The organism is Candidatus Desulfolinea nitratireducens, assembly GCF_982879505.1.
On the sequence record NZ_CEYOSI010000086.1, the window covers coordinates 1 to 13,305 of the forward strand.

General features: G+C 47.6%; 12 protein-coding genes. 7 read left to right on the forward strand and 5 right to left on the reverse strand.

The window, feature by feature from the left end:
* The 3 genes from AC3DOM_RS09230 to AC3DOM_RS09240 all read left to right on the forward strand — a co-directional run.
* Positions 1 to 563: ATP-binding cassette domain-containing protein (locus AC3DOM_RS09230; protein WP_487918752.1), on the forward strand; the 563-nt coding region annotated here is incomplete at its 5' end.
* A gap of 99 nt (positions 564 to 662) precedes the next feature.
* A complete protein-coding gene (locus tag AC3DOM_RS09235; RefSeq protein WP_487918753.1) occupies positions 663 to 1,556 on the forward strand; it encodes an NBR1-Ig-like domain-containing protein in 894 nt (297 codons plus the stop codon).
* Between the two features lie 125 nt (positions 1,557 to 1,681).
* A complete protein-coding gene (locus AC3DOM_RS09240) occupies positions 1,682 to 2,617 on the forward strand; it encodes an NBR1-Ig-like domain-containing protein (RefSeq protein ID WP_487918754.1) in 936 nt (311 codons plus the stop codon).
* Positions 2,618 to 2,701: 84 nt separating this feature from the next.
* Here the strand turns inward: AC3DOM_RS09240 and AC3DOM_RS09245 are convergent, their stop codons facing one another.
* From AC3DOM_RS09245 to AC3DOM_RS09255, 3 genes are read right to left on the reverse strand one after another with little or no spacing between them, the layout of a single operon-like run.
* Positions 2,702 to 3,688, reverse strand: coding sequence for an anion permease (locus tag AC3DOM_RS09245; RefSeq protein WP_487918755.1), 987 nt, complete (start codon positions 3,686 to 3,688; stop codon positions 2,702 to 2,704).
* Between the two features lie 14 nt (positions 3,689 to 3,702).
* Positions 3,703 to 4,323, reverse strand: coding sequence for a DUF47 domain-containing protein (locus tag AC3DOM_RS09250; RefSeq protein ID WP_487918756.1), 621 nt, complete (start codon positions 4,321 to 4,323; stop codon positions 3,703 to 3,705).
* Positions 4,324 to 4,337: 14 nt separating this feature from the next.
* Positions 4,338 to 4,970: an IMPACT family protein gene (locus AC3DOM_RS09255; RefSeq protein WP_487918757.1), complete on the reverse strand. Its 633-nt coding sequence runs from the start codon at positions 4,968 to 4,970 to the stop codon at positions 4,338 to 4,340.
* An 86-nt stretch (positions 4,971 to 5,056) separates the two neighbouring features.
* On the opposite strand from AC3DOM_RS09255, the gene AC3DOM_RS09260 reads away from it, so the two are divergent.
* The 4 genes from AC3DOM_RS09260 (at position 5,057) to nifJ (ending at position 12,308) form a co-directional block, all read left to right on the forward strand.
* Positions 5,057 to 7,066 (forward strand): hypothetical protein, encoded by a 2,010-nt coding sequence (locus AC3DOM_RS09260; protein WP_487918758.1) that lies wholly within the window; start codon positions 5,057 to 5,059, stop codon positions 7,064 to 7,066.
* 153 nt (positions 7,067 to 7,219) lie between these two features.
* On the forward strand, positions 7,220 to 7,945 hold the full coding sequence (locus tag AC3DOM_RS09265) for a LysM peptidoglycan-binding domain-containing protein (protein ID WP_487918759.1): 726 nt from the start codon (positions 7,220 to 7,222) through the stop codon (positions 7,943 to 7,945).
* Positions 7,946 to 8,022: 77 nt separating this feature from the next.
* Positions 8,023 to 8,562, forward strand: a complete 540-nt coding sequence (locus AC3DOM_RS09270; protein WP_487918760.1) for an NUDIX hydrolase — start codon at positions 8,023 to 8,025, stop codon at positions 8,560 to 8,562.
* Positions 8,563 to 8,738: 176 nt separating this feature from the next.
* Positions 8,739 to 12,308: a pyruvate:ferredoxin (flavodoxin) oxidoreductase gene (gene nifJ, locus AC3DOM_RS09275; protein WP_487918761.1), complete on the forward strand. Its 3,570-nt coding sequence runs from the start codon at positions 8,739 to 8,741 to the stop codon at positions 12,306 to 12,308.
* An 86-nt stretch (positions 12,309 to 12,394) separates the two neighbouring features.
* Here nifJ and infA read toward each other — a convergent pair whose 3' ends face one another.
* The gene (gene infA / locus AC3DOM_RS09280) at positions 12,395 to 12,640 is read right to left on the reverse strand and encodes a translation initiation factor IF-1 (RefSeq protein WP_487918762.1); all 246 of its coding nucleotides are present in this window, start codon (positions 12,638 to 12,640) and stop codon (positions 12,395 to 12,397) included.
* Positions 12,641 to 12,689: 49 nt separating this feature from the next.
* Positions 12,690 to 12,884 carry a 30S ribosomal protein S21 gene (rpsU, locus tag AC3DOM_RS09285; protein ID WP_487918763.1) on the reverse strand — a complete coding sequence of 65 codons (195 nt, stop codon included), beginning with the start codon at positions 12,882 to 12,884 and terminating at the stop codon, positions 12,690 to 12,692.
* Between the last annotated feature and the right edge of the window lie 421 nt (positions 12,885 to 13,305).

Consider the following 13,305-nt stretch of genomic DNA (forward strand, 5'->3'; position numbering starts at 1 on the left):
AAGTCCCCTTTGAGAATCCACGCTATCTTGTCGAAAATGGGATGGGGCATGTCCCCGAAGATCGTCATAAACACGGTCTCGTCCTTCCATATAATCTGGCCGATAATTTTGTTTTATGTACGTATTACCAAAAACCATTCGCCGGGCAAATGCTAATGCGCAATCATCAAGCCGTTTTTGAGAACGCTGTCGGTCTGATTAAGCGTTTTGATGTTCGGGCACCGGGAGCGGATGTACCCGCTTCCACGCTTTCAGGTGGAAATCAGCAAAAGGTCATCGTGGGGCGCGAGTTCAGTCGTCCGCTTAAAGTATTGGTTGCCAATCAACCGACGCGTGGTCTTGATGTAGGCTCCATCGAATATATCCACAAAGAGATCGTCAAAATGCGTGACGAGGGTGTGGGGGTGGTCGTCATCTCTGCTGAAATAGATGAAATTCTTTCCCTTGCTGATCGTATCGCGATCATGTATCGTGGCAAAATCGTTACCACGGTGGATGCCAAAGATGCCACTCGTGAGCAGCTTGGTTTGTGGATGGCAGGTGTACAGCCTGAAGCTGCCTGAGTAAGTTTTACTGTAATTTGAGACGCTCATTTAGAGCGTCTTTCCCTTTATCAGATGATGTACAATTATACGAACGTAAAAAATTCACAGGAGGTATCAATGTCCAACAAGACAAAAAAAGTCTTTTTTCTTTCTCTCATCTTCGCTTTTATTTTTGCTTGTACCTTTCCATCCAGCCCTCCAGAAGAAAATGACCCCAATATCGTTTTCACGGCAGCTGCGCAAACAGCAGCTGTTCAATTAACGCAACGAGCCGCCCAGGTTAGAGTTGATACAGCAACCCCTTTACCTCCTCTTTCACCTCCTACCCTGGCTCCCTCCGCCACAAAAGCCTTACCCTCAATCACACCAACAGAGGATAATTGTGACAAAGCCAAATTTATTTCAGATGTAACTGTTCCAGACGGAACTGTTTTCACACCGGGGGAAACCTTTACAAAAACCTGGCGGGTAAAGAATATTGGAACCTGCACGTGGACAACCGGATATGCCCTCGTTTTCAACAACGGAGCACAAATGGGCGGGGGTTCACCCCACGCAATGATGGGAAATGTCGCACCTGAGGCAACGGTAGACATCTCCGTTAATATGACCGCTCCTTCCACAGATGGCGAATATACTGGCAATTGGCAGATCAGAAATACTTCCAATGTTCTTTTTGCAAAAGTCTATGTGCAGATTAAGGTTGAATCCGCTCCTAGCCCGGGATTTGCAGTCTCAAGCGTGAATATGTCTGTGTCTGGCTCCTGTGGTCACTTCATCATCAAAGCCGACATCACGACAAATGGGGCGGGCAGTGTCACATACAAATGGAAACGTAGCGACGGGGTCACGGATAATGCAAATCATCCTGATGTGGTTTTTGCATCAGCAGGAACTCAATCCGTCACTAAAGATTGGTATTTAGGAGCAGCTGGTTCCCACTGGATGGATATTTATATTGACGATCCCAATCACCAGCAGTTTGGGAGAGCAAACTTCAGCTGTCCGTAGAATAAGAATTATCGGCAAATTTAATGGAGTGCCCAGCCTTGCCGGGCACTTCTATTTTAATCAAAAGTCGGTATAATAGCTTTCGGCAGACTTCAATTGAAGTTCCTGCGAGAAAGGATGTAAACATGAATAAGAAAACTATGATCATAATATTTGCTATGAGCCTGATCGTGAGCGCCTGTGGCTTCCCATCAGCAGCAGATACAGAGAGGATCTCCACAGCAGCAGCGCAAACCGTCGAAGCCCGCTTCACCCAAATGGCTGTAGAATCAGCCACCCCTGAGCCGACGAAAACCCAGAAAAAACCATCCCCTACCTTGACCATGACTCCAACAAAAGTGCCAACTTCATTAGCTGTGCCGGATGGATGCCTGGTTGCAAATTTCGTCAGCGAGACTATTCCGGATGGGACTTTAATTGAGACTGGGGCGTACTTCTGGAAAAGCTGGACAATCCAAAATAACGGTACTTGTACCTGGAATAAAAACTATAAGTTGGTCTTCTGGGATGGTGACTTGCTCGGTGCAGCCGGAGAATACAATTTCTTCGATGACATTTCACCAGGTGAAACAATGACCTTTCCAATCCAGCTACTCGCCCCAGACGTGGCGGGGAATTATCAGGGCTCATGGAAAATAAAATCTCCTTCGGGCGCATATTTTGGCGTTGGTCAATATGATGTGCCTATATCAGTCAATGTCAATGTGGGAGATCCGGGGGATCTCGAACCTGGTATCATATCAGTTGTATACTCTCTTAGCAGAGATCCAGAATTTGGCTGTCCTGCTAACGTTTTTTGGACAATCCATGCCGACATAACTGTTAGCGGGCCGATGAACATCAGAGCTCGATTCGCAAAGAGTGATGGAGTATGGGAATCAAAAGAAACTTTAATTTTTGATGAAGCTGCCTCCAAAACTATGAGCATGACCTGGCCTCTATACAAGGGTGCTGGCCCCGCCCCACGTTGGGTACAATTGGTAGTCTTACACCCTGACGATGAAGATGTATATTACCCGACCTACACTTTTGTAAATAATTGCCCCGATGTAGTAGACTAACTGTGAAATAATATAAAGAGAGACCGCCAAGATTGGCGGTCTCTCTTTATATTACTCATAATATTACTCATAAGCTGGAGAGGGTTATCCGAAAATTTTCTCTCCTATCCAATAAAGTCCAGCCGCTCCCACCGCAGTAGCCGGGATCGTCACCAACCAGGCGATCATAATCTCCTTCGCCACTCCCCAACGAACCATATTGACACGGTCTGCTGAGCCAACCCCCATGATGGAGGAGCTGACGACTTGTGTGGTGCTGACGGGACCACCGACAATGGATGCACCCAGAATTACAAAAGCTGAAGTAAGTTGTGAGCTAAACCCATGCACAGGGCGAATTTTATAAAATTTCGAACCCAGTGTTTTGATTAATTTCCATCCACCCAACGCAGTTCCCAAAGCAATTGCACCTGCGCTGATCGTAATTACCCATAAGGGGACTTCAAAACTCGGGATCACACCCGTGACAACCAAACCCAGGGTAATAATTCCCATTGTTTTTTGGGCATCATTCGTTCCATGACTAAGCGACAGCGCGATCGCAGAGACAATCTGAGAGCGTTTAAAGAAAGTATTGATTTTTGGCGTTGCTCCACGTGCCAAAAAGAAAATTAATCGAGTAAAAAGAAAACCTAATAACAACCCCAAAATAGGAGAGATGAAGAGGGCGAGCAAAATCTTCTCCATGCCTTGCAATTCGATAGCATCAAATCCTGCACCGATACCCACAGCGCCTATCATGCCTCCGACCAGCGCATGAGATGAGCTGCTGGGAATACCCAGGAACCAGGTTAGTAGATTCCAAATAATCGCGCTTACCAACGCCGCAAGAAGCACATTAATTGTAATCGCTTCAGCTGCTACAACTTCATGCCCGATAGTTGTCGCAACAGCAACCCCAAATATAAATGGCGCAATAAAATGTGAAATTGCTGTCACACCCAATGCCACTCGTGGGCTAAATGCTCGCGAGGCGATCATCGTTGCGACAATATTACTGGAGTCATGGATCCCGTTCAGGAAGTCAAAAATGACCGCCAGTATAATCATGCTGATAAGTACAGTTGTCATCAGTTTGCTCTCACTTAATTCGTCTTGACGACAATATCCGCGATCAGGTTCGCCGCCTCGTCCACTCGGTCAGCGGCATTGCTGAGATGGCGTAGCACCTCTCGCCGTTTTAACATCTCAAATACGTGACGTACATCTTCTGGCCCACTGAATATATCGGCAATCGCCTCACGATACACCATCTCAACACGCGTTTCTAAAGCTTTGGCTCTCTGAGAATGTTCGGCAGCTACAGCGGGATGCTCTTCCAAGCGTTGCATTGCCATATATAACTCGTAAGTGGCGTCCTTTACAAGCGAGGCCATCCGCATCATAAATGTGGTCGGCTTCACATTCAGCACATCCATCTCGCTGATCGTACTATAAGCATAATCTACAACATCATCAATTGAGCGCGAAAGTGCGAAAATGTCTTCGCGGTCAATCGGTGTCACAAAAGTTCGATTCAGCTCAGCAATCAAGATTCGTCGGACCTCGTCCGCTTCTTTTTCTGTCTGCGTCAACTTCTCCGCCAACTCATGCTCATGGGTTTTCATATATTCCTGCAAATATTCCAGTCCTTTAAAAGTCAGGGCTGCCTGCTCAATGAGCATAAGGATAAATTTATCTGGTTTTTTCTTGAATAATTTAAACATTTTATCTGCCTTCCTCAATCTAATTTTAATAAAACCTCATTTGTTTCAACGATCTCTGTTCTCAATTTCCCTGAGGAAAGCTCCTGCAATTGAGCATCAAAACCAGTTGTTCTTTCTACAGGAAAACGCAAGGTCATCGTCACATCAGCCGCAAAAACTTCATCGAGGATTGTACCTTGCTCTGATGCGACCAAAAGACGGATGCGCTCCAACAGTGGATAGGGAGCCGCGAGAATTACAGTATGTGCCAAGACTTTCTGGGCCCTCGAGACGTCCGAAACGGCCGCCTGAACAGCTTGCGTATATGCCTTCACCAACCCACCGGTACCGAGTTTGGTTCCGCCAAAATAACGCGTTACGATGACAGCCACATCCCCCAGGCCACTTCCACGCAGAACGGCTAAGGCGGGCCTTCCCGCCGTCCCCGATGGCTCACCGTCATCCGATGCATGCGCAGTCACCGAATTTCCTCCTCCCACCAAATAGGCCGGAACGTTATGCGTTGCATCGCTGAATTCCTCCCGCATTCGGGTCACAAATATCTTCGCCTCCTCCACACTAAATGCAGGGGCTAAAGTCGCGATAAAGCGTGAACCACCTCTAATAATTTCGCGCCGAATTTCTTTTGCAGGAACAGGATAAGCCATAAGACAAAGTATAATTCAATTCCAAATAAATTTACGATATCATCCGTCCCGCTAGCACTCGGAAGATTTAACAGGTTTATCTCTAAATGCCAAACTTCACTAAAAAATCTGTCCTCGCTTTCTTTGCCCTGCTTACCATTCTTGCTTATGGGCTGCTCATCCCCTGGCTTGGTTTTTACTGGGATGATTGGCCCTTTGCATGGATCGGCGAATTTCTTGGACCCTCCGAATTTATCCCCGCCTTTCGACCCTTTCGACCCTTTCTCGGACCGATCTTTGTTGTCACCACCAGCCTCCTGCCCCCGATCCCTTTTGTCTGGCAAATCTTCGGTCTTATCATCCGCTTAAGTAGTGCGCTTGCAGCATGGTGGGCGCTCAAACAGATTTGGCCCGAGCGCAAATTCCAGACCCTCAGCGTAAGTTTGCTCTTCCTCCTTTTTCCCGGTTATAGCCAGCAATGGGTCGCCCTGACCCACATCAACCAGGAATGGATATCCCTGATCGCCTATCTACTCTCTTTTGGGCTAACAGCCTCCGCCCTGCGTAACCCTTCAAAACCAAAAAGCATCCTCGCCTTGCTACTCCTTTTTTGGGGCCTTTTCCCCACAGAATATTTTATAGGCATGGAGCCGCTACGTCTGCTGATTATCTTTATTCTCCTACCCAAAAATATCTCCCCATTCTGGATGCGAATAAAACGCTCCCTCCAAATTTGGACACCCTATTTACTTCTTTGGCTGGCAAACGCAGGTTGGCTGGCTTATTACTATACTCAGGGCGGGTATAACTCCTATAGCGTGGAAGCAAGCTCAGGGTCTGCGGGCGTACCCCTCCAACTCATCCAGGGAATTGGGGATGCCATCTACAAAGCTGTCTGGCTTTCCTGGATGCAGGTCATCGGCCAATTTTCTCAGAGTCTGACCGCCCCAACCACGATCATTGGACTTGCTCTCGTACTCTTTACATTTACCCTTATCTTCATTTACTTCCAAAGACTTAAGTTGGGCGATTCCACCAAAGGAAGCAAGATCTGGGCTACACAGGCGATTCTTATTGGGTTGGCAGGCGTTTTGCTGGGACGCGCACCCTCCTGGCTGGCCGGGTTACCTCTTAAGCTCCAAACCACTTTTGACCGCCTGACGATCTCGATCATGTTCGCTTCGGCCTTGCTCGTCGCAGGTCTTCTGGAATTGCTTATCAGAAATAGAAAATGGCGCATGATTGCCTTGAGCGGATTGCTCGCCCTCGCCGTTGGTCAGCAGTTTATGAGTGCCAACGATTTTCGTCGAGACTGGGAGCGTCAGCGAAATCTTGCCTGGCAGCTTTCCTGGCGCATCCCTGCACTGGAGGAAGGAACTGCTCTTATCACCCATCAACTCCCGATGGTCTACGAAAGCGATCAATCTTTTACTGCGCCTCTCAACTGGATATATGCGCCTGATTATCGGGCAGGTGATGATCTGCCCTTTGCCTTGGTCAACACTGAAAAACGATTGGGAGGCGGCACAATTCCATCGCTTGAGCCTGGAACACCGATTACCGTCCCTTATCGGACAGTTAGTTTTCATGGCTCCACATCTGCTGCCATCGTCATCTATGCCCCAAAAAATGGGTGTTTGCGCGTTCTGGACCCAGTCTATGCCAATGAACGTGTCTATAATCGGGAAGATGATTTTCTCACCGACACAATTTTTCTCTCAGATCCTTCCCGCATCCTGACCGAAACAGAGGGTGCGACTGTTCCCGACTTTTTATTTGGAAAAGAGCCAGCACATACCTGGTGTTACTACTCCACCAAAGCCGAGTTGGCTCGTCAACTTGGCGATTGGGTGGAGGTTGCCCACCTGGGAAATGTAGCAGAAGCAGAGGGTTATCACCCCGTTGATGCCTTCGAATGGTTACCCTTCATAGAGGCTTATATTTATACTGAAAAGCTTGATCGGGCAGAAGAATTATCGCAAATTGCATATCAAAAAGAACCACGCTTGCACAAGGGACTTTGTGAATTATGGGGGCGGGGGGAAGTAAATACACCCCTTGTTAAAGGAGAAGAATTAGCCAAAATAATTCAAGATGAATTGGATTGTTTCCCCTAAGTGACCACCCAAAAACAAAACCTTACAAGCCTGAAATAAAAGCGTTTTCCCCCCGTCTGGGCAGCTTGACGAGGGTATTGTGTTGTGCTACTATCAATTCAGAAAACACCTGTTTTACGAGTAATTCAGGTGTATTTTCAGAGGAGAAATACTATGCCGCAGAAAAAATCAAGAATCATTCTACTTACAGCCTTTATCATGATCGCGCTTGTCTCTGTCGGTTGCGAGAGATCTTATGCCCCCATTGATGAAAGCCTGGCAACCCCTACAATTGAAGGAAATAGCGGATTTCCTGAAGCCCTACCCGCAGATATGGACGAATTTTTTGAATCGGGAGCGCTAACTGTAACAGCTTTGGCAATGCCTTCAAGTTCTGCGGCAGAACCAACTCTGGATCTAACAGCGGCACCAGAGGCGAATGTAGATCTAACACCTGCTGCTGGTCTTGATCCCACAGAAACACCTGACCCCGCCACAGCAACAGGTACATTACCAGTGATTTCAACGACAGATCTTCCCCCCACCTCAATTGTAGGCAGACCTGCCAGTTATTCACTTAAAAAAGGTGAGTTCCCTTATTGCATTGCCCGGCGCTTCAATATTGATCCTGGCGTATTACTCACTTTGAATAATATCTCTGCAGTTAATGCACAAAATTATCAGCCGGGGGTCACTCTCAGCATCCCGCAGAGTGGGGCAGCCTTCCCGCCCCCCAGGGCACTACATGCTCATCCTGTAACCTATGTTGTCCCACAAACCACCACTGTTTATGGTGTAGCCTGCTATTTTGGCGATATTGATCCCTCTGCTATTATGACGGCCAACACTATCCCTGACCCCGACAATATCACAGCAGGAACAACACTTCAAATTCCATAAATCTATTTTATGAATAAGATTTCCACCCAAGAGGAGAACCTTTCTTCCCTTGGGTGTTTCTATATCTGGAGCTCACTATGAAATTTAAACTGCTTAATTCAGAGACGATTTTCAAGGGACGTGTATTCACCATCCGGCAAGACAATTTGCGAACACCTGATGGGCGCACAACAAAATTTGATATCGTAGAACATCATGGCTCTGTCGTCATCTTGCCCGTTGACAATGATGGGAATCTGTTGCTCGTACGCCAATACCGCCACGCAGCAGTGGACAATCTCCTCGAACTCCCGGCAGGGACCCTTGATCCGGAAGAAGACCCGGCTGATTGTGCGGCACGCGAAGTACGGGAGGAAACAGGGATGGGGGCGGGAAAACTCAAGGAATTAGGCAAATTTTATCTCGCCCCAGGCTATTCGACCGAGCTGATGACCGTCTTTTTAGCTACAGAGCTACGCGTGGATCCCCTCGATCCTGACGCAGATGAGTTCCTGAAGGTGGAGAAAATTCCACTGACAGAGGCTTTATCTATGGCGGAAACAGGCCAAATGCCAGATGCAAAAACGCTGGCAGCGCTATTAATGGCGCGCCCACACCTGAGCCAATTTATGAAATAAATCCCTTTCCTACAAACTTGCGCTTTTTTGTCAGAATATGACAAGTCGCAGGTATTTATTAGCATTTAATAACTTACAAAAATCAGTCAATTCAGCTACACTTTTTTACTGGCAATTTTTGCCTTTGGTAATAATCTGCAATGGACTTTGTTGTGCATTGATAAAAGGAGTATCGAATGAAACGAAGGATCGCAACAATAGACGGCAATGAGGCTGCTGCCAATATCGCACACCGCACAAATGAGGTAATCGCTATTTATCCGATCACGCCCTCAACACCAATGGGCGAATTGGCTGATGCCTGGTCTGCCAGAGGACAGAAAAATGTTTGGGGAACCACCCCTCTGGTAATTGAAATGCAAGCCGAGGGTGGCGCAGCTGGCGCAGTGCATGGCGCGCTGCAAACTGGTTCGTTGACAACAACATTTACCGCTTCCCAAGGTTTGCTCCTGATGCTGCCCAATATGTACAAGATCGCAGGTGAGCTGACTTCCACTGTTTTCCATGTTGCGGCCCGCTCGGTTGCGGCACAGGCGCTCTCGATTTTCGGCGATCACTCAGATGTGATGGGAACCCGCGCTTCTGGTTTCGCCATGCTTTCTTCTGGCTCCACCCAGGAGGCGCATGATTTCGCCCTTATCGCTCAGGCAGCAACGCTTAAGTCACGTGTGCCTTTTATTCATTTCTTCGAAGGTTTCCGTGTTTCGCATGAGATCAACAAAATCGAAATTCTGGCGGATGAAGATATCAGCACGATGATCGACGTTGATTTGATCCACGAACACCGCGCACGCGGTCTTTCGCCTGACCATCCTGTCATCCGCGGCACCGCCCAAAATCCGGATGTCTTCTTCCAGGCGCGTGAGAGCGTCAACTCTTATTATGATGCATGCCCTGAAATCGTTCAGAAAGCGATGGATAAATTTGCCGAACAAGTTGGACGTGAGTATAAACTTTTCGACTATGTTGGCGCACCTGATGCCGAACGTGTGATCATTATTTTGGGATCGGGCGGCGAGGCGGTTGCTGAAACCGTTAAATATCTAAATGCGCAAGGTGAGAAACTTGGTGTGGTGCGCGTCCGCCTTTACCGACCTTTTTCCGTAAAACATCTTCTCGATGTGATGCCTGCTTCCGTTAAAGTGGTTGCCACCCTCGACCGAACCAAAGAGCCTGGCGCGACTGGAGAACCACTATACCAGGATATCATCACTGCCTTCAGCGAAGGTGTGGGGGATGGTACCGCGCCCTTCGAGACCTCACCACGTGTGATTGGCGGGCGTTACGGTTTATCTTCCAAAGAATTTACCCCGGCAATGGTCAAAGGTATCTTCGATGAGATGGCCAAAAAGCAACCGAAGAATCACTTTACTGTTGGGATCCATGACGATGTCACCAATACCAGTTTGGACTATGACCCGCTATTCTCCATCGAAAGCGATGATACCATCCGCGCCTTGTTCTTTGGTCTCGGATCAGACGGCACCGTTGGTGCAAATAAAAATTCGATCAAGATCATCGGTGAAGAAACCGACAATTTTGCTCAGGGGCACTTTGTATATGACTCCCGCAAAGCTGGGGCAAAGACGATCTCGCATCTGCGCTTCGGCCCTGAACCAATCCACGCGCCTTATGAAATTAGTCAGGCTAATTTTATTGCCTGTCATCAGTTCAATTTCCTTGAGCAGATCGATATGCTTAAATATGCCATGCCTGGTGCAGTCTTCCTGCTAAACAGCACTTTCAGTCCCGATGAAGTTTGGGATCAGATTCCGCAAGAAGATCAGAAAACCATTGTTGAGAAAAAATTGAAATTTTATGTGATCGATGGTTATGAAGTCGCCCAAAAAACCGGGATGGGTGTGCGCATCAATACCATTATGCAAACCTGTTTCTTCGCGATCAGCGGTGTTTTGCCCCGAGAGCAGGCGATTGAGGCGATTAAAGTTGCCATCAAGAAAACCTATAGCAAACGCGGTGAAGCCATTGTCAAGAAGAATTATGCGGCTGTTGATCAAGCCCTCGCACATCTTCACGAGGTCAATTACCCTGATACCATCAATAGTAAGCTGACCCGCCGCCTGCCTGTTCCCGAAGAATCCCCTGAATTTGTCCGTGATGTCCTTGGCAAATTGATCGCGGGTTTCGGGAATGATGTTCCTGTAAGTTCTTTCCCGGTCGATGGTACTTATCCTTCGGGCACAACCCAGTGGGAAAAACGCAACCTGGCTCTAGACATTCCTGTTTGGGAAGAAGATCTTTGTATCCAGTGTGGTAAATGTGTCTTTGTTTGTCCACACGCTGTCATTCGCCAGAAAGTTTACGAACCGGCCTTACTTGAAAACGCTCCTGATACATTCAAGAGCCTGGATGCTAAATTTAAAGAGTTGCCTGACACAAAATATACGATCCAGGTTGCCCCCGAAGACTGCACCGCCTGTCAACTTTGTGTGGAGGTTTGCCCGGCAAAAGATAAGACCAATCCGGAACGCAAGGCATTGAATATGGCTCCGCAGCCGCCGATCCGCGAGACCGAGAAAATAAATTGGGATTTTTTCCTGACGATCCCAGAAGTAGATCGTACCAAAATCAATCTTGGAAATATCAAGAATTCCCAATTGCTACAGCCACTCTTTGAATTCTCTGGCGCTTGTGCAGGCTGTGGTGAAACCCCCTATATCAAGTTGATGACCCAGCTATTTGGGGATCGCACGATTGTTGCCAACGCAACCGGTTGTTCTTCCATTTATGGCGGAAACCTGCCCACCACCCCGTGGACGCATAATAGTGATGGCCGCGGTCCTGCGTGGTCGAACTCCTTATTCGAAGATAATGCTGAATTCGGCCTTGGCATGCGCCTGACCGTTGATAAGCAGACCGAATTTGCCCGTGAGTTACTCACATCGTTAGCAGGGAAGATTGGACAGGAACTTGTTGATGATCTTGTCGGCGCCGATCAGACCGACGAATCCGGTATCCAGGCTCAGCGTGAACGCGTTGAAAACCTAAAAAAGAAACTGGCTGGAAGTGATGATCCAAAAGCCAAAGATCTGCTCAGCCTGGCAGATGTTCTTGTCAGAAAGAGCGTCTGGATCGTCGGTGGTGACGGCTGGGCTTATGATATCGGTTACGGCGGCCTCGATCATGTTCTGGCCTCCGGACGAAATGTTAATATTCTCGTACTGGATACGCAGGTCTACTCCAACACCGGTGGGCAATCATCCAAAGCAACCCCGATCGGTGCGGTTGCCAAGTTTGCTGCAAACGGCAAAGAGATCGCCCGCAAAGATCTGGGGATGATCGCCATGTCGTATGGCTATGTTTATGTAGCACAGGTTGCCATGGGCGCCAGTGATATGCAAACCTTGCGTGCCTTCCGCGAAGCAGATGCCTTCGATGGCCCATCCATTATCATCGCTTATAGTCACTGCATCGCACACGGCTACGATATGAAAGACGGCCTGTCTCAACAGCAACTGCTCGTTAAATCCGGTTTGTGGCCACTCTATCGCTATAACCCCGATAATATAGAAGAGGGCGAGAATCCGCTTAAGCTGGACTCAAAGGCACCCTCAATCCCGGTTTCCGATTTTGCCTATAATGAAGCCCGCTATCGTGTGTTAACACAGAATAACGAAAGTCGTGCTGTAACTCTGATGAAGGCCGCCCAGGATGATGTCAACGCCCGCTGGAAGCTCTACGAGCAAATGGCAGGCATGCAATACGATAAAGAAAAGGTGGAGTAAGAAAGAGCAACCCCACATCAGATAACAAAAAAGCCCGCCAAAATTGGCGGGCTTTTTAAATTAATACCTAGCGAAAAGGCGATTCCCTAGCTTACCACTCGCGGGCGTCCCTTTTTATAACGATAAGTGATCCGACCACGAGAAAGATCATAGGGTGACATTTCAACCTGCACCTTATCTCCCAGCAAAATTCGGATGTAATACTTGCGCATTTTGCCAGATAAATAAGCCAGCACTTCGTGACCGTTTTCCAATTCCACACGAAATTGAGTTCCGGGTAATGCTTCGATCACGGTTCCTTCTAATTTGATCTTATCTTCAGTTTTCGCCATAAACGCATCCAATCCAGACTACACTAATCTCTGAGGCAAAATACGATATCTAGTACCGATTCACCTTGCGTCGTTTGAGACGTCGAATAGCTTTTTTCTTTTCCAAACGGCGTTGCTCAGTACGTGAGACAAACCAACGTTTATCCCGCACCGTACTCAAGATACCACTTTTTACAACCATTTTTCGAAAACGCTTTAAAAGTTGCTCCTGCGATTCATTTGCCCGTAATTTTACTACTGCCATTTTATTCACCTCCTCCCAAAGAAGGAATCTTTCATTAAACAAAAAATCGACTGATAAACAAACTCAGCCGAGGTTTTTCAAAAAATAATAATAACTTTCAGCTTTCGCATACCAAATTTTCGGTATACACTCCTCGACCACAATGTTAAGAGAAAGCTCCAACTTTCACAACGTGAAAAGTATACTCTATAAATAAAAGTCTGAGAAGAGTGGGGATGAAAGACCGTTTCGCGCAGGGCCCGAAAATTGCCACCGCATAAAAACAGGATCTACTCCAGGACACTTTCCATTTAATGGTAGCACCCCAACGGATACGGGCAGACCCAAATCCCCGCACATTCTCGCTAAATCTTTTTCCATCTAATAGAAGAAAAAAGAAAAGTTCCTTGGCGATGACCTACTCTCCCGGGGGGTCGCCCCC

Bases quoted from the DNA above. Each gene is read 5' to 3' on its own strand.
- rpsU (WP_487918763.1), bottom strand. From the start codon at position 12,884: ATGGCAGTAGTAAAATTACGGGCAAATGAATCGCAGGAGCAACTTTTA.
- AC3DOM_RS09245 (WP_487918755.1), bottom strand. From the start codon at position 3,688: ATGACAACTGTACTTATCAGCATGATTATACTGGCGGTCATTTTTGAC.
- infA (WP_487918762.1), bottom strand. From the start codon at position 12,640: ATGGCGAAAACTGAAGATAAGATCAAATTAGAAGGAACCGTGATCGAA.
- AC3DOM_RS09265 (WP_487918759.1), top strand. From the start codon at position 7,220: ATGCCGCAGAAAAAATCAAGAATCATTCTACTTACAGCCTTTATCATG.
- AC3DOM_RS09235 (WP_487918753.1), top strand. From the start codon at position 663: ATGTCCAACAAGACAAAAAAAGTCTTTTTTCTTTCTCTCATCTTCGCT.
- AC3DOM_RS09255 (WP_487918757.1), bottom strand. From the start codon at position 4,970: ATGGCTTATCCTGTTCCTGCAAAAGAAATTCGGCGCGAAATTATTAGA.
- AC3DOM_RS09260 (WP_487918758.1), top strand. From the start codon at position 5,057: ATGCCAAACTTCACTAAAAAATCTGTCCTCGCTTTCTTTGCCCTGCTT.
- AC3DOM_RS09270 (WP_487918760.1), top strand. From the start codon at position 8,023: ATGAAATTTAAACTGCTTAATTCAGAGACGATTTTCAAGGGACGTGTA.
- AC3DOM_RS09250 (WP_487918756.1), bottom strand. From the start codon at position 4,323: ATGTTTAAATTATTCAAGAAAAAACCAGATAAATTTATCCTTATGCTC.
- AC3DOM_RS09240 (WP_487918754.1), top strand. From the start codon at position 1,682: ATGAATAAGAAAACTATGATCATAATATTTGCTATGAGCCTGATCGTG.
- nifJ (WP_487918761.1), top strand. From the start codon at position 8,739: ATGAAACGAAGGATCGCAACAATAGACGGCAATGAGGCTGCTGCCAAT.